Source organism: Belnapia mucosa, assembly GCF_016775475.1.
GTDB classification, from domain to species: Bacteria; Pseudomonadota; Alphaproteobacteria; order Acetobacterales; family Acetobacteraceae; genus Belnapia; species Belnapia mucosa.
The window spans coordinates 46,901-62,396 of record NZ_JAEUXJ010000018.1 but is presented as its reverse complement, the minus strand read 5'-3'; the positions used below and the strand labels follow the sequence as shown (position 1 = coordinate 62,396).

The 15,496-nt window shown below is 72.3% G+C and carries 17 protein-coding genes and 1 tRNA gene; 8 read left to right on the top strand and 10 right to left on the bottom strand.

Going from position 1 to position 15,496, the window contains the following annotated elements; all coding sequences use genetic code 11:
• Positions 1-135 precede the first annotated feature (135 nt).
• From ispD to JMJ55_RS25780, 5 genes are all read left to right on the top strand, one after another.
• A complete protein-coding gene (gene ispD / locus JMJ55_RS25800; protein WP_202828495.1) occupies positions 136-819 on the top strand; it encodes a 2-C-methyl-D-erythritol 4-phosphate cytidylyltransferase in 684 nt (227 codons plus the stop codon).
• Between the two features lie 126 nt (positions 820-945).
• Positions 946-1,722: an imidazole glycerol phosphate synthase subunit HisF gene (gene hisF / locus JMJ55_RS25795; protein WP_202828494.1), complete on the top strand. Its 777-nt coding sequence runs from the start codon at positions 946-948 to the stop codon at positions 1,720-1,722.
• A 2-nt stretch (positions 1,723-1,724) separates the two neighbouring features.
• Positions 1,725-2,255: a phosphoribosyl-ATP diphosphatase gene (locus JMJ55_RS25790; protein WP_202828493.1), complete on the top strand. Its 531-nt coding sequence runs from the start codon at positions 1,725-1,727 to the stop codon at positions 2,253-2,255.
• Positions 2,256-2,273: 18 nt separating this feature from the next.
• On the top strand, positions 2,274-2,660 hold the full coding sequence (locus JMJ55_RS25785; RefSeq protein WP_202828492.1) for a histidine triad nucleotide-binding protein: 387 nt from the start codon (positions 2,274-2,276) through the stop codon (positions 2,658-2,660).
• Between the two features lie 3 nt (positions 2,661-2,663).
• Positions 2,664-3,512, top strand: coding sequence for a SirB1 family protein (locus JMJ55_RS25780; protein ID WP_202828491.1), 849 nt, complete (start codon positions 2,664-2,666; stop codon positions 3,510-3,512).
• Here the strand turns inward: JMJ55_RS25780 and JMJ55_RS31755 are convergent.
• Positions 3,505-3,633: a hypothetical protein gene (locus JMJ55_RS31755; protein WP_268885419.1), complete on the bottom strand. Its 129-nt coding sequence runs from the start codon at positions 3,631-3,633 to the stop codon at positions 3,505-3,507. The two genes, JMJ55_RS25780 and JMJ55_RS31755, sit on opposite strands and share 8 nt — an antisense overlap.
• Between JMJ55_RS31755 and gshB the strand changes: the two genes are divergently transcribed.
• The 3 genes from gshB to JMJ55_RS25765 all read left to right on the top strand — a co-directional run bounded on the left by gshB (position 3,632) and on the right by JMJ55_RS25765 (position 6,191).
• Positions 3,632-4,576: a glutathione synthase gene (gene gshB, locus JMJ55_RS25775; RefSeq protein ID WP_202828490.1), complete on the top strand. Its 945-nt coding sequence runs from the start codon at positions 3,632-3,634 to the stop codon at positions 4,574-4,576. The two genes, JMJ55_RS31755 and gshB, sit on opposite strands and share 2 nt — an antisense overlap.
• 54 nt (positions 4,577-4,630) lie before the next feature.
• On the top strand, positions 4,631-5,683 hold the full coding sequence (locus tag JMJ55_RS25770; RefSeq protein ID WP_202828489.1) for a sensor histidine kinase: 1,053 nt from the start codon (positions 4,631-4,633) through the stop codon (positions 5,681-5,683).
• A gap of 109 nt (positions 5,684-5,792) precedes the next feature.
• Complete coding sequence (locus tag JMJ55_RS25765) at positions 5,793-6,191, top strand: response regulator (protein ID WP_202828488.1); 399 nt, start codon at positions 5,793-5,795, stop codon at positions 6,189-6,191.
• On the opposite strand, the gene JMJ55_RS25760 is transcribed toward JMJ55_RS25765, so the two are convergent.
• The 9 genes from JMJ55_RS25760 to JMJ55_RS25720 all read right to left on the bottom strand — a co-directional run bounded on the left by JMJ55_RS25760 (position 6,154) and on the right by JMJ55_RS25720 (position 15,491).
• Positions 6,154-6,816 carry an ABC-type transport auxiliary lipoprotein family protein gene (locus JMJ55_RS25760; RefSeq protein ID WP_202828487.1) on the bottom strand — a complete coding sequence of 221 codons (663 nt, stop codon included), beginning with the start codon at positions 6,814-6,816 and terminating at the stop codon, positions 6,154-6,156. The two genes, JMJ55_RS25765 and JMJ55_RS25760, sit on opposite strands and share 38 nt — an antisense overlap.
• Positions 6,813-7,832, bottom strand: coding sequence for an MlaD family protein (locus tag JMJ55_RS25755; protein ID WP_202828486.1), 1,020 nt, complete (start codon positions 7,830-7,832; stop codon positions 6,813-6,815). The genes JMJ55_RS25760 and JMJ55_RS25755 overlap by 4 nt, the downstream gene beginning before the upstream one ends.
• A 24-nt stretch (positions 7,833-7,856) precedes the next feature.
• On the bottom strand, positions 7,857-8,609 hold the full coding sequence (locus JMJ55_RS25750; RefSeq protein WP_202828485.1) for an ABC transporter ATP-binding protein: 753 nt from the start codon (positions 8,607-8,609) through the stop codon (positions 7,857-7,859).
• A gap of 4 nt (positions 8,610-8,613) precedes the next feature.
• Complete coding sequence (locus tag JMJ55_RS25745; RefSeq protein ID WP_202828484.1) at positions 8,614-9,714, bottom strand: ABC transporter permease; 1,101 nt, start codon at positions 9,712-9,714, stop codon at positions 8,614-8,616.
• Between the two features lie 2 nt (positions 9,715-9,716).
• Complete coding sequence (locus JMJ55_RS25740) at positions 9,717-10,511, bottom strand: TrmH family RNA methyltransferase (RefSeq protein ID WP_328702779.1); 795 nt, start codon at positions 10,509-10,511, stop codon at positions 9,717-9,719.
• 3 nt (positions 10,512-10,514) lie between these two features.
• Positions 10,515-11,447: a hydroxyacid dehydrogenase gene (locus JMJ55_RS25735; RefSeq protein WP_202828483.1), complete on the bottom strand. Its 933-nt coding sequence runs from the start codon at positions 11,445-11,447 to the stop codon at positions 10,515-10,517.
• Positions 11,448-11,503: 56 nt separating this feature from the next.
• Positions 11,504-13,177, bottom strand: a complete 1,674-nt coding sequence (locus JMJ55_RS25730; RefSeq protein ID WP_202828482.1) for a stimulus-sensing domain-containing protein — start codon at positions 13,175-13,177, stop codon at positions 11,504-11,506.
• Positions 13,178-13,186: 9 nt separating this feature from the next.
• Positions 13,187-15,349, bottom strand: a complete 2,163-nt coding sequence (selD, locus tag JMJ55_RS25725; RefSeq protein WP_202828481.1) for a selenide, water dikinase SelD — start codon at positions 15,347-15,349, stop codon at positions 13,187-13,189.
• A 49-nt stretch (positions 15,350-15,398) separates the two neighbouring features.
• Positions 15,399-15,491, bottom strand: a tRNA-Sec gene (locus JMJ55_RS25720).
• Positions 15,492-15,496 lie beyond the last annotated feature (5 nt).

The following is a 15,496-nucleotide window of genomic DNA, read 5'->3' as shown; positions in this document are numbered from 1 at the left end:
TGATACTGCAGCTCAAGCTGCGGGAAAGTCGGTCGCCGCCGGGCCACCCAGCCGGATCCAACAGTGAAACCCGTCTCGACTGTCCGCACCGCATGGTGCAGCTTGCCAGCCCTTGTCGCTGGCGATGGAATCGACATGAATTTGGGCCTGATTGTTGCCGCTGGGCGCGGCTACCGCCTCGGTGGTCCGGTCCCGAAGCAATATCTGTCGCTGTCCCACATCCCGATCCTTGCCCGCACTGCTACGGCACTCCTGCGCCATCCAGGCCTCCAGGCCGTGCAGGTGCTGATTCATCCCGACGACCGTGACCTCTACGATGCCGCCGTGGCTGGGCTCGACCTGCCGCCGCCGCTGCTCGGCGGGGCCAAACGGCAGGATTCGGTGCGGCTTGGGTTGGAAGGCGTCGCCGGGCTGAACCCGGACAAGGTCCTCATCCATGACGGCGTGCGCCCCTTCGTCGCGGCCGAGACCATCACCGCCGTGCTGGATGCGCTGGACCGGGTTCCGGCCGCCATCGCCGCGATTCCCGTCACCGATACGCTGAAGCGCGGCGAAGGCGGCCGGGTGACCGGCACGGTGGATCGCACCGGCCTCTGGCGCGCGCAGACGCCGCAGGGTTTCCGCTTCCGCGACATCCTCGCCGCCCATCGCCAAGTCCATGCCGCACCGTTGCCGGGGCCGGAGCTGACGGATGACGCCATGCTGGCCGAACGGGTCGGGATGGAAGTCGCGCTGGTCCTCGGCCATGAGGACAATATCAAGATCACCACCGAACCCGACCTGCACCGCGCCGAGGCGATGCTGCGCAGCCGCGGCTAGGCCAGCGGGCCACCGCAAGCCGCTTGACCCTGCGCCGCATCTTCGCGATGCGGTGGCGAACCCGCCTGGCTCAGGCACGCTGCCGCTGGACCAGCCGATCCCCTTCTCGAACCGGACAGGTGCCCCGTGCTCGCGCTCCGCGTCATCCCATGCCTCGACGTGAAGGACGGCCGCGTCGTCAAGGGCGTCAATTTCGTTTCCCTCCGCGATGCCGGCGACCCGGTGGAGCAGGCCCGCACCTATGACCGCGAGGGAGCGGACGAGGTCACCTTCCTCGACATCGCGGCCAGCCACGAGAACCGTGACACCATCCTCGATGTCGTCTCGCGCACCGCGGCGCAGGTCTTCATCCCGCTGACGGTGGGCGGAGGGGTGCGCTCGGTCGAGGATGTGCGGCGCCTCCTGCTCGCCGGCGCCGACAAGGCCAGCATCAACAGCGCCGCCGTCGCCGAGCCGGAATTGGTCTCCCGCGCGGCGGAGGCCTTCGGCAGCCAGGCGATCGTCGTCGCGGTGGATGCCCGGAAGGTCGGCGAGGGCCGCTGGGAGGTCTTCACCCATGGTGGCCGCCGCCCGACCGGCATCGAGGCCGTGGGTTGGGCCCAGCGTATGGCCGCTGCCGGGGCGGGCGAGATCCTCCTCACCAGCATGGACCGCGACGGGACGAAATCGGGATTCGACCTCGATCTGCTGCGGGCGGTGCGGGCCGCGGTGCCGGTGCCGATCATCGCCTCGGGCGGCGTCGGGACCATGCAGCATTTCGTCGAGGGCGCGCAGGTCGGCGCGACCGGGCTGCTCGCGGCCAGCGTCTTCCATTACGGGGAGTTCCGCATCGCCGATGCCAAGGCCGCGCTGGCCGCCGCCGGCCTGCCGATCCGTCCCCTGCCTGAATCGGAGACCGCCTGAGCATGGCGAAGGACACCAAGAAGAAGCCGGCGGCGAAGGCAGCGAAGAAGCGTGCCCCGGCGAAGGCCAAGGTGCCGGTGCCGGCCGGCCTGCCTGCCCTGCCGGGGAGGCCGCCCAAGGCCGTGCGCCGCGCCGAAGCCCGCCATCTGGCCCCGCTCAGCGTGCCGGAGGATGGCGATGCGACGGTGCTCGACCGGCTCTGGGCGACGGTCGAGAGCCGCCGCTTGGCCGGCGATGCGGCCAATTCCCATTCCGCCCGGCTGATGGCCCGCGGCACCGCCAAGGTCGCCCAGAAGCTGGGCGAGGAAGCGGTGGAATGCGTCATCGAGGCGACGCTCGGCCATCGCGGCGAAACCATCCTGGAATCCGCCGATCTGCTCTACCACCTGATCGTGGTCTGGGTGGATGCCGGCATTCGGCCGGATGAGGTCTGGGCCGAGCTCCGCCGGCGCGAGGGCATCAGCGGCATCGTCGAGAAGGCGTCGCGGCCGAAAGGTATCGTGAGGGCGGCGCGCACCACCAAATTGGCCTGACCGCAGGAAGGATATGCCATGGCCGTCTCCGGCAAGCCGCCCTACGACCCCAGCAACATTTTCGCCCGCATCCTGCGCGGCGAGATTCCCTGCAAGCGCGTGGCGGAGGACGAGCATGCGCTCGCCTTCCATGACATCGCGCCGCAGGCGCCGGTGCATGTGCTGGTGATCCCGAAGGGGTCCTATGTCAGCGCCGCCGACTTCCATGCCGAGGCGCCGGCCGAGGCGATTGCCGGCTTCTGGCGCGCGGTCGGCCGCATTGCGCGGGAACTGGGGCTCGAGGAGCAGGGTTACCGCATCCTGTCCAATATGGGCGAGGATGCCGGGCAGGAGGTCGGGCATTTCCACGTTCATCTCTTCGGCGGTCGCCGCCTCGGCCGGATGGTGCCGCCGCCAAGGGAGTAGGTGATGCCCAACCCCCAGGATGAGGCGCGCGCCGCCCTCCTCGCCGCCGGGCAATTGCCCGATGCGGAGATCGACCTGGCCGCCGTTGCCTTGCAGCTGGCGCGGATCGACGCGCCGGAAGCCGATTGGCAGGCCGCTTCCGCCACCCTGTCGGAACTGGCCCAGGCCGCCGTCGCCGCTGCCGCTGCCGACCAGGAGGCCGATGCCGGCGATGCCGAACGCCGCCGCTTGGTGCTGGCTGAGGTGATCGGTACCCGCTTCGGCTTCCGGGGCGATACCGAGGATTACGAGAACCCGGCCAATGCCAATCTGATCCGAGTGGTGGAGCGGCGGCGCGGCCTGCCGGTCGCCCTCGGCATCATCTGGCTGCATGCGGCTGAGGCCGCCGGCTGGGCCGCCTATGGCGTCGATTTCCCCGGCCATTTCCTGCTGGCGGTGGAAGGCGGCCGCGGCCAGGCGCTAATCGATGTCTTCGCCGGCGGCACCGGCCTGCAGGCGCCCGATCTCCGCGCCCTCATCAAGCGGATCGAGGGGGAGCGGGCGGAGCTGCGCCCAGGGCTGGTGCGGCTGATGGACAAGCGGGCGGTGCTGCTTCGGCTGCAGAATAACATCAAGCTGCGTCGGCTCCGGGCGCAGGACCTCGCCGGCGCGTTGGCCTGTGCCGAGGACATGCTGCGCCTCGCCCCGGATCAGGCGCTGCTCTGGCGGGAAGCGGGGCTGATGAACCAGCGGCTGGACCGGATCGGCGCCGCGCTCTCCTGCCTCGAACGCTCGCTGGAGCTGGAGCCGGAGGGGCCCGCCGCCTCCCGCACCAGGATGGTGGTCGAGGAGCTTCGCCATCGTCTCAATTGAAGCCCGGCCCGATGGCCGGAGCGCCGATTGGCGCGGAGGGCTGAATCGGTCCGGCTTTACCTCTGGTCTTTTCATCCAGTTCGGGGCACGGAATCGCCCCGAACCACATGGAGACGATCATGGCGCGCGCCCTCCGGGTCGCGGTCCAGATGGACCCGATCGCCGGCATCAATATCGACGCCGACAGCACCTTCGCCCTGATGCTGGAGGGGCAGGCCCGCGGCCACAGCCTTTGGCACTATCATGTCCGGGACCTGGCGCTGACCGGCGGCCGCCTGCTGGCCCAGGCCGAGACGGTGACGGTCGAGCGCAAATACGGCGCCCATTATGTCTTTGGCCCGCGGGAGGAGATCGACCTCTCGACCATGGACGTGGTCCTGATGCGGCAGGACCCGCCCTTCGACATGGCCTATATCACCGCCACCCACCTGCTGGAGCATATCCACCCGAAGACGCTGGTGGTGAACGACCCGGCCAGCGTGCGGAATGCGCCGGAGAAGCTCTTCGTTCTCCAATTCCCCGAACTGATGCCGGAGACGCTGGTGACGGCGAGCCGGACGCAGATCCTGGCCTTCCGGGAGAAGTATCAGGACATCATCGTCAAGCCGCTGTTTGGCAATGGCGGCGCCGGCGTCTTCCACATCAAGCCGGGCGATTCCAACCTCAACAGCCTGATCGAGATGTTCACCGAACGCTCGCGCGAGCCGCTGATGGTGCAGCGCTACGTGCCGGAGGTGCGGAAGGGCGACAAGCGCATCATCCTGGTGGACGGCGTGCCGATGGGCGCCATCAACCGCGTGCCGGCGGCGGGCGAATCGCGCAGCAACATGCATGTCGGCGGAAGGCCGGAGAAGACCACGCTGACGCCGCGGGAGCGCGAGATCTGCGACCGCATCGGCCCGTCGCTGCGCGAGCGGGGGCTGATCTTCGTCGGCATCGACGTGATCGGCGACTACCTGACCGAGATCAACGTCACCTCCCCGACCGGCCTGCAGGAGATCGCCCGGTTCGATGGCGTGCAGCTGGAAAAGGCGATCTGGGAGTCCATCGAGGCGAAACGGTAGCGGCTCCGGCGTGTTGAGGTCCCCGATCTTGCACCACGCAATTCCGGGGACCGAATGGAACGGCTGTTCCTGCTGGCCGCGCGTTCGCGCGGCCTGCCGATCTGGGCGCGCTACAGCGCCACCACGCTGATCGTCCTGGCCTGTTTCGGCCTCCGGCTGCTGGTCTTCGGCTGGGGCCCGGGCCAGCCCTACCTGCTCTTCTTCCCGGCGGTGATCCTGGCCGGCGTCTTCTTCGACCGCGGCACCGGCGTCTATGCGGCCCTGCTGAGCAGCCTGCTCGCCGTCTGCTTCATGGTGCAGCCGCAGGGCATCCTGCGGATCGCTGACCCGACCGACCTGCTGGCCCTGCTGCTCTTCCTCGCCATCTCGGTCTTCACCGCATTCCTGCTGGAATCCCTGCACATCGCCCTGACCAGCCTGGCGCGGGAGAGGACGAGCCTCGCCGCCGCCAATGCCGAGCTGGCAGGTGTCGCCAAGGCGCGCGGCACCCTGCTGAGCGAGGCTGTCCACCGCGCCCGCAACGACCTCCAGCGCCTCGCCGCCACCCTGCGGCTCCAGGCCGGGGCGGCGGTTGAGCCGGCGGCGCGGCAGGTGCTGGCCGAGGCCTCGGGCCGGATCATGGGGCTGGCGCGCATCAATGCCCGGCTCGACTACCATCGCGAGGACGGCCATGCCGAAGTCGCCATTCGCGGCTTCCTCGAGGGCCTGATCCAAGACATTCGGGAAGTGGCGCTCAACCTCGCGCCGGTGGCGCTGGTGGTCCGGGCGGAAGACCATCTGGTGCCGATGGCGCGAGCCGTGCCGATCGGCCTCTCGGTGAATGAGCTGGTGGGGAATGCCCTGAAATACGCCTTCCCGGGCGATATGGAGGGCCAGGTGGTGATCGGCTTCCGGCGGGAGGGGGAGGATTTCATCCTCACCGTCGAGGATAACGGCATCGGCTCGGACGGCGCCGTGGCGCCGCATGGCAGTGGCCTCGGCACCCGCATCGCCCGGGCCCTGGCCGGGCAGCTTGGTGGCCATCTGGAAAGCGGGTCGGCCTTCCCGGGCAGCAACCGGCCCGGCCTGCGCTGGGTCATGCGGTTTCCCTGCCACGGTCCGGCCTGAGTGCGGCCTCGCCTTCCGTGGTCGCGGGAAACCCACTGGCATCCCTCGTTCCAGTATGCCTTGCTAAGGCCGACCCTGTTCTACCTCCATCTCCGCGGGCATTGTTCGGATGACATCCCAGGAAGGTCCATTCGCCCGCCGCCTGCGGATTCTTCTCGCGGAGGATGAGGCGCTGATCGGCTTAGCCGCGGAGGCGGAGCTGACCGAGCATGGCCATGAGGTCGTGCTGGTCGGCGACGGGGCGGCGGCGCTGGAGGCGGAGGCCGCGCATGGCCCCTTCGACCTGCTGGTCACGGATATGCAGATGCCCCGGCTCCGCGGCGATGCGCTGGCGCGGCGCCTGCGCCTCGCCCGGCCGGACCTGCCCCTGGTGGTGATGTCGGCGAACCATGTGCCGGAGACGGTGGCGGGTCTGCGGGCGCTTGGCGGGCCGATCGCCATCCTGACCAAGCCCGTGCCCTTCGGCGACCTCAGCGCGGCGGTCGCCCGGCTGGCGCAAGGCGGCTGACCGGCCCCTCCCGGCGCACAGGCAGAATGCGGACGAGCCGCGCTTCCAGATCGGCGAGGGCTGCAGCCAGCGCGGCCGCCATGGCCGATGCCGCGGCCTCCGGCGGCGCGTCGCCCGGCAGCGGCGCCACCCCGTCCGCCACGAATTGCCCGAGGATGCGGGCCTCGCCCGGCCCCGAGCCCGGCTCCGCCAGCAGCAGCACGGACAGCGCCGCCCGGCCCTGCCCGGCCGCCGGTGATGCTTCCAGCCGGATCAGCTCCGCCTCCAGCACCAGATCGGCCCGCAGGCGGGAGCCGGGCTGGGTGACGGCGGCGAAGCGCCCGCTGGCGATCAGCCAGCGCCGCAGCGCCTCCTCCACCAGCTCGGCCGGCGGCGCCGCCCATTCCTGCCAGTAGGTGGTGGTGATCCGGCCATCGGTGCCCAGGCTGCGCAGGCCCCGGCCTTCCAGCCCCGGCGCCGCCCGCAGGCTGCGGATCAGCAGCACCGGCGCGCCACGCGGCGGCTGCGCCCGCTGCGGCCGCTCCGGCGCCAGGGCGAAGCGCTGCGTCTCCCGATAGGGGCGTTCCGGCAGCACGCTGCATCCCGCCAGCAGCGGGGTGAGCAGGACGGCACGGCGGCGGATCATCGGCGGGACTCCGACGTTGGCGGCGGCGCGCCGAAAATGGCCTGGGACGGGTTGCGGCGAAGCTGTTCCGTGGTGTCGCGCAGATTGGCGATGGCCACCCGCAGGTCGCGCAGGATCGGCCCCAGCTCGGCCTGGATATCGGTGGTGGCGCCGCGGACATTGCGCAGCCCGCCATCCAGCGTGGCGAGGCTGGCCGGCAGCTTGGCCGTCACCGCCCGCAGCTCGGCCATGGCGGCGGCGGCATTGGCCAGGGTCTGGCGGACATCCCGGCTCGCCAGCAGGGCGCGGGCATCGCCGGCGGTGCCGCGCAGCTCCTCGGCCAGGGCGGGCAGGCCCATGGCGTCCACCTGCCCGCGCAGCCCGCGCAACAGCGCGGCGGCCTCATGCAGGGTGGTCGCCAGGTCGCCGTCGCGCACCTGGCCGCGCAGTTCGGCCACCAGCCCAATGACATTGTCCAGCAGCCCCTGCAGATCGACGCTCTGCAGCTTCTGCAGCAGCTGCTCCGCCGCGCCCTGCACCTGCGCGACGGTGGAGGGCACCGCCGGCACATAGGGGTAGCGCGGCTCCCAGGGCACCTCCCGGGGCGGGAAGCGCCCGGGATCGAGGAAGTCCATCTCCAGGTAGTTCACCCCGGTGATGCCCTGGGCTGCGATCCGCACCCGGAGGCCGAGCCGCACCGCCTCCTCGACCGAGGGCACCTCGCCCACCTTGGCGATATCCACCACGAAGCGGACATAGACGAGCTGGAAGACGGCGCCGAAATTGCCGCTCTCGGGCGTGCGGTATTCGGCGGCGACCAGCCCGACCTCGGCGACCCGGCCGATGGCGACGCCGCGATAGCGCACCGGCGAGCCGGCATCGAGGCCCTGCACCGATTCCCGCAGATAGGTCTCGTAGGTGATGTTGCTGCTGCCGAAGCGGTTGGCGGTGAAGAACAGGACGAAGCCGACCAGCAGCGCCAGCCCGGCCACCACCAGCAGGCCCACGCGCAGATAGAGTCCGCGGGATTGCGGCATGCGCTCAGGCCCCCCGTCGCGCGGTCATGCCAGGACTTCCCGGCGGAAGAAGGCGCGCACCACGGGGTTCGTGCTCTCCTCCCGCAGCCGGCGCGGGTCGCCCTCGGCGATCATCCCGCGCGCCTCCTTGTCGAGCATGATGCAGCGATCCCCGATCGCCAGGATGGATTGCAGCTCATGCGTCACCACGACGAAGGTGGTGCCGAGGTCGCGCGCCAGCTGGCGGATCAGCGCGTCGAGCCCGGCGGAGGTGATGGGATCGAGCCCCGCCGAGGGCTCGTCGAGGAAGAGGATCGGCGGGTCGAGCGCCATGGCGCGGGCGATGCCGGCCCGCTTCGCCATGCCGCCCGAGATCTCCGCCGGCAGCCGCCCCGCCGCATCCCCCAGCCCGACCAGGCCGAGCTTGGCCTGGGCGACCAGCGCCCGCGCCTCCGGCGGCAGGTCGGTATGCTCCTCCAGCGGGACCGAGATGTTCTCGGCCAGGGTGAGCGAGCCGAAGAGCGCCCCCGACTGCCACATCACCCCGAGCCGCCGCAGCAGCGCGGTGCGGGCGGCCCCGGCCAGCCCCTCGACCCGCTGGCCGAGGATGGTGGTGCCGCCCTCGGCCGGGGCGTAGAGGCCGATCATGTGCTTCAGCAGGGTCGATTTGCCGCAGCCCGAGCCGCCGAGGATGACGAAGACCTCGCCGCGCCGCACCTCGAAGGAGACATGCTCGAAGATGGTCCGGCCGCTGAAGCGCGCGGCGAGGTTCTCCACCCGGATCACCGGCTCGGTCATCGCCCTACCAGCCCAGCCGGAAGAACAGGACGGAGAAGACGCCGTCCAGCAGCACGATGGAGACGATGCCGCCGACCACCGCCGCGGTTGCCGCATCGCCCACCGCGCGCGGCCCGCGCCCGGCGGTGAGCCCGGCCCGGCAGCCGACCAATGCGATCGAGAGGCCGAAGACCGCCGCCTTCAGCAGCCCGCCCAGCAGGTCCCGCAGCTTGACCGCGTTGCGGAGCTGGTTGACCACCCCGACCGGCGGGAAGCCGAGCGAGCTCATCACCACCGCCATGCCGGCGAGGCCCGAGAGGTCCATCAGCAGCGCCAGCACCGGCATGACCAGCATCCCCGCCAGCAGCCGCGGCAGCACCAGCCAGGCGATCGGGTCGATGCCCATGATCCGCAGCGCGTCGATCTCCTCATTCACCGTCATGGTGCCGAGCTCGGCGGCATAGGCCGAGCCGGTGCGGCCGGCGAGGATCACGGCGGCCATCAGTGGCCCCAGCTCCCGCAGCAGGGAGATGCCGACGAGGTTCGGGATGAAGACCTCCGCCCCGAAGCGGCGCATCGGGATGGAGGACTGGAAGGCGAGGATGACGCCGATCAGCACGCCGAGCAGCAGGGTCAGGCCGAAGGCGCGCAGCCCCGCCTCGTCTAGGTGCCGCAGCGTCTCGGCGAAGCGCAGCCGCCAGGGCCGGCGCAGCGTGTCGAGCCCGGCGAGCGCCGCCTCGCCAAGGAAGCCGATCTGGTCGAGCAGGTCGCCGCCCTGCCGCAGCGTGGCGCGGCCGAGCCAGGCGAGCGGCGGCAGGGGCGGCGGGGCGGGCGGCGGCGGGTTGGCCAGGGCTTGCCGGGTGCGGTCCAGCACCGCCTGCACCGGGCCGGCGGGCATGCCCTGCCAGCGCGTCTCCCGCACCGCCCGTTCCAGCCGCAGCAGCAGCACGGCGCCGGCGGTATCCAGCGCGGTGAGGCCGGCGAGGTCGAGGACGAGATGCCGCGCCCCACGCACCGCGCGCATGGCCTCCGGCCAAAGGCGCGCGGTGCCGGCGGCATCCAGCACGCCGGCGAAAGCGAGCCGGGTGGCAGGGCCATCGGCGGAGGCGGACAGGGTCGCGGACATGCTCAGCGGCGCGGAGGTCGGGAGGGCGGCTGGCGGGGCGGCGCGGCGCCCAGCGCATGGAACAGCACCGCCGCAGCGGCCGAAACATTAAGGCTTTCGACCATCCCGCCGCCGGCCAGCGTCACCCGCGCCTCGCAGGCTTCCAGTACCGGGGCGGAGGGGCCCTGTTCCTCATTGCCGAGGACGAGGGCCACCGGCCGGTCTCGCGGCAGTGCCTCGGGCGGCATGCCGCCGGCGGCGACCGCGGCGGTGACCAGGAAGCGCCCGCGCATCCCGCGCAGTAGCGCGGGCAGGTCCCGCGCCCGCAGCACGCGGAGGAATTCCAGCCCGCCCTCGGCGGTGCGGAAGGCGGCATCGGAGAGGTCGGCCTGGCGCTCATCCTCGGACAGCAGCAGGGCGCGGCAGCCGAAGAAGGCGGCGGAGCGGGCGATGGCACCGAGGTTGTGCGGGTTGCCGATGCCGTCCAGCACCGGCAGCAGCGGCGCCATGGGCAGGTCGGGCGGCAGGATGGGGCCCGCCAGCCGCTCGGCATAGCGGATCTGGGCGATGGCGCAGATGCCGCCATGGTGCGGGGTGCCGGCGATCCGCGCCAGCTCGGCCGGCGCCACCTCGCGATAGGGGCGACGGGTGCGGGCGAGATGCGCGCAGAGCGGCCCGGCCATGCGCCGCATCGGCTCGGTGTAGAAGAGCCGGATCACCTCCTCCGGCCGGCGGAGGAAAAGGGCGCGCACCGGCGCCGTGCCGCAGATGCGGTTCGGCTCGGGGGGGCGAGGGGCCGGTGGCAGGTCGGAGGGCACGCGCTAATCCATCGCCAGGGCGACGAGCACCCGGGCGGCGATCAGGGAGGAGACGCGGAGATTGCTCTCCTGCGTGGCGCCGGCGATATGCGGCGTCAGGATCAGGTTCGGCGCCCCGGCCAGCGGATTGCCGGGCGGCAGGGGTTCCTCCTCGAAGACATCCAGCACGGCGCCGCCGAGCCGGCCGGAGCGCAGCGCCGCGGCCAGCGCCGCCTCATCCACCACCCCGCCGCGGGAGGCATTGACCAGCACCGCGCCGGGCTTCATCGCCGCCAGCAGGCGGTCCGAGACCAGGCCGCGCGTCGCATCCTCGAGCGGGACATGCAGGCTGATCGCATCGGCCCGGGCCAGCAATTCCTCGAGGCCGACGGATTTCGTCCCATGCTCGGCCCAGCCGGAATGATCGATCGGCAGCACCGGGTCATGGGCGATGACCTTCATGCCGAAGGCGCGGGCCAGCCGTGCTACCCGTCGGCCGATATCGCCGAAGCCGAGGATGCCGAGGGTCTTGCCCGCCATCTCCCGCCCGGCGCTCAGCCGTTCCCGCGGCCATTCCCCGGCGGCGATGGCGGCCGTGTCCTGGAAGGCGCCGCGCAGCAGCATGCCGACCGAGAGGATGGCGTATTCGGCGACCGAATCCGCATTGGCCCCGGCGGCCGGGATCACCTCCACCCCGCGGGCTTGGCAGGCCTCCAGATCGATATTGTAGAGCCCGACCCCCAGCCGGCCGAGCACCCGGAGCCGGGGCGCCGCCGCCAGCAGGGCGGCATCGACCCGAGTTCGGTTGCGGACGATCAGCGCCCGGGCCTCGGCCAGGACGGGACGCAGCCGGTCCGGCGCCATGCCCAGCTCCGGATCGTAGAGCGTGACATGGGCCAGGCTCAGCCGCTCGATGGCCGCGGCTTCCATGTATTCGGTGATGACGATCTGGCCCATGGCCTCAGGATACCCTGCCCCGCGCGCCGAGGCACCTGCCGTTGCGTTGCTGCGCGTTACGCAACGGGAAGACGGATGATGAAGCGGGCCCCGGTGACCCGGCCCTCGGCATCGCGCCGGTTCTCGGCGGCGATCCGGCCGCGCAATCCTTCCACAATCTGCCGGCTGATCGAAAGGCCGAGGCCGGAATGCTGGCCGAAGCTCTCGCCGCTCGGGCGTTCGGAATAGAAGCGCTCGAAGATGCCTTCGAGCTTGGCCTCGGGGATGCCGGGGCCTTCATCCTCGACCACCACTTCGATCATGGCGCCGGTCGGGCGGGCGCGGACCCAGACGCGGCCGTTGCGCGGGCTGAAGGACAGCGCATTGCCGAGCAGGTTGCGCAGCACCTGCACCAGCCGTCCCTCGACGCCGCGGACCACCAGCCCCTCGGCCGGCGCTTCCAGCACCACCCGCGGCGCATCCTCCTCCTCCCGCGTCGCATTATGCAGCTCGGCCAAGGTCGAGAGGATCGGTGCGATATCGACCGGCACGGCCACGGTTCGCGACAATTCGGCATCGACGCGGGAGCTGTCGGAGATGTCGGCGATCAGCCGGTCCATCCGCACCGCATCCTCGGCGATGATGGCGAGCAGGCGCCTCTGCTGCTCCGGATTCTCGATCCGCCGCAGCGTCTCGATGGCGGAACGCACGCTGGTCAGCGGGTTGCGAAGCTCATGCGCCACATCGGCGGCGAAACGCTCGTTGGTATCGATCCGGGCCCAGAGGGCGCGGGCGGCGGCCTGGAGGTCGCGGGCCAGGATGCCGATCTCGTCCTCCCGTGCCAGCACCGCGGGGGGGACGCTGCCGCCGCGGCCCTCGCCCTGGCGCATCGCCGCTGCGGCGCCGGCGAGCTGCATGATTGGATTGGCCAGCGTCCGCGCCAGATAGAGCGAGAGCAGCACCGTCAGGATCAGCGCGATGACGAAGATGCCGAGCACGCTGGCGCGGATCTCGAACAGCCGCTGATCGACCTCCCGCGCCTCCCGCGTCAGCAGCACGATGCCGACTGACTGGTTGCCGCGCCGTGCCGGCTCCGCCACCGAGACCAGCAGGCGCCCATCGGCGGTGCGGCGGATATAGGGGGTGACGCCGCCCTCCAGCGCCAGCCGCAGCTCCTCCCGCCGGTCGGGGCCGAGATTGGGCTGCCAGTCGAAGGAGGGGGCATCCGGGTTGATATCCACCTCGACATCCGAGGGGCCGCCGCGCGGCACCAGGCGCAGCAGCCGGTCATAGAGGCCGGCGATGGTGATGGAGAAGGCGCCGCGCGGCTCGGGCGGGGGCAGGGGCTCCGTCACCACGGCGCCGCCCGATCCCTCCCGCACCCGGCTATCGGCGATGACGAGGCCGGTATTGTCGAAGAGCCGGGCCTGGGTATTGGGCGAGGGATCGACCAGCCGGCGCAGCAGGGGGCGGACGGCATCCGGCACCAGCACGGCGCGGTCATCCTGCATGCGGGTGCCGGCCTCGGCGATGGCGCCGGCATAGATGCGGGCCTGGGTCCGCAGCGCCTCCACCTCCGCCGCCAGCAGCCCGTTCTGATACTGGTCGAGATAGAGCATGGCCGCCGCCAGCAGGGCCGGCGGCAGGACGTTCAGCAGCAGGATGCGGCGCAGCAGCGGCGAGACCCAGCGCTTGCGCCGGGGCGGGGCTGGGGCGTGCTGCTGGTCCGGGAGGACGCCGACATCGGGCATCCGCGCAGTCTAGCCGGTGCGGCCGGCCAAGTCGAAGCGGATGCCGGGCGGGCCGGCCACCACCTCGCCGATCACCGCTGGCTCGGCCCCCAGGCCGCGCAGCGCATCGAGGCAGGGGCCGAGCGACGCTGCGGGCAGGCCGGCGAGGAAGCCGCCCGCGGTCTGCGGGTCGAGCAGGGCCGGCGGCGCCTCGCCCTCCAGCAGCCCGGCGATGCCGGCGAGATTCCCCTCATGCAGGGTGCTGCGGATGCCGCCCGCCAAGGCTTCCTGCACACCCGGCAGCAGCGGCACGGCGCCGGCGTCCAGCCGGGCGCCGCAGCGGCTGGCCCGCAGCATCTCCCCCAGATGGCCGAGCAGGCCGAAGCCGGTGACATCGGTGCAGGCCGTGGCGCCATGGGCGGCGAGCGCGGCGGCGATGGGCCCGCCCGGCTGCTGCATGGCGACGATCGCCGCTTCCAGCCAGGCCGCCCGTGCCGCGCCGCGCATGGCGGCGGCGAGGATCACCCCGGTGCCGAGCGGCTTGGTCAGCACCAGCCGGTCGCCCGGCCGCAGCCCGCCCTTGCGCAGCAGCCGCGCTGGATCGGCCGCGCCGGTGACCGCGAAGCCGAGCGCGGTTTCCGCCCCCTCCGCGCTATGGCCGCCGACCAGCCGGGCGCCGGCTGCCTCCAGCACCTCCTGCGCGCCGCGGAGCATGGCGTGGAGATCCTCCTCCAGCCAGGGGGCGGGGCCATGCGGCAGGGTCACCAGGGCCAGCGCCGCCAGCGGCTGGCCGCCCATCGCGTGGATATCGCCCAGCGCATGGTTGGCAGCGATCCGGCCGAACAGATGCAGGTCGGTGAGGAAGGCGCGGAACTGATCGACGCTCTGCACCAGCACCTGGCCCGGCGGTGGGCGGAGCACGGTGGCATCGTCCGGCGCATCCAGCCCGACCAGCACATCGGGCGCGTCGGCCAGGCCGAGGCGGCGCAGCGCGGCCGAGAGCACGGGCGCCGCCAGCTTGCCGCCGCAGCCGGCGCAGCGCATCGGCGCCGGCATCGCCATGGGCGGCATGGCGGGCAGGGAGGTGAAGCGGGCGATCCAGCGCCGGTCGATCCATTGCTTCAGCCGCCAGGCCAGGCGGCCCGCCAGCACCAGTGGGCCCCAGAGGGCGATCGCCGCGCCATCCGCCGTGCCGATCAGCGCCAGGGCCCGGCGCTGCGGGCGGAAGGGACGTGGCGCCTGGCCGGCCAGCAGGCGGCGGACCGCAGCCTCCAGCGCCGGCCCCTGCCGCACGGCATAGACCCCGGCCTTCTCCCGCGGCGTCTCCAGCATGGCGGCGACGTCGCCGGCGGCGAAGACCTCCCGGTGGGAGGTGGAGCGGAGCGTGGCATCCACGGCAATGAAGCCCGCCGGGTCGAGGGCGAGGCCCGTCTCCCGCAGCCAAGTTGGCGCCGCAGCGCCGGTGGCCCAGAGGGCGAGGTCGCAGGGCAGCACCCGCCCATCCTCCAGCACCAGCCCCTCCGGGCCGGAGCGCGCGAGGCCGGCGCCGGCGAGGACCCGGATGCCGCGCCGCGCCAGCTCCCGCCCCGCCACCCAGCCGGCCAGCCGCCCGGCGCCGGGCAGCAGGTGCGGCCCTCCGGATAGCACCGTCACCTCGGCGGCCGGGCCCAGCCGGTGGCGCAGCGAGAAGGCCAGTTCCACCCCCGCCGCGCCGCCGCCGACCACCGCCGCGCGCACCGGGCCGGTTGGCAGGGCCCCGGCCAGCCTTGCCTCCAGGCTGCCGATCGGGCGGACGGGCAGGAGCTTGCCCTCCCCGGGCGGCAGTGGCCGGGCGACGGAGCCGATATCGATCGAAAGCAGATCGTAGCGCAGCGCCGGATGCCGGACGCAGAGCAGGCGGCGGGCGGCGGGCCGCAGCCCGGTCGCGCGGTCATGGATCAGCCGCGCCCCGGCGGCGGTGGCCAGCCGCGGCAGGTCCACCTCGCATTCCTCGGGCGTGTAGAGGCCGGCGACCAGCCCGGGCAGCATGCCGGAATAGACCGGCGCCAGCTCCTCGGCGACCAGGGTGATGCGGAGCCCGGGGATCGGTCGCATCGCCAGCGCCCGCAGCAGGCCGAGATGCGCATGGCCGCCGCCGACCAGCAGCAATTCCCGTCCCTCGGCGGGCGGCGTCTCCGGCAGGTCCCTCGGCATGGGCCGAAGCTAGGCGCTTCGCGGCGGGGCCGCCAGTTGGGGCAGCATTTGGCGGAGGCGGACGGGAATCGAACCCGCCGCACGCGGTTGGCGTGCCGCCGGTTTTGAAGACCGGGAGGGCCACCAGGCCCAGGACGCCTCCATCCG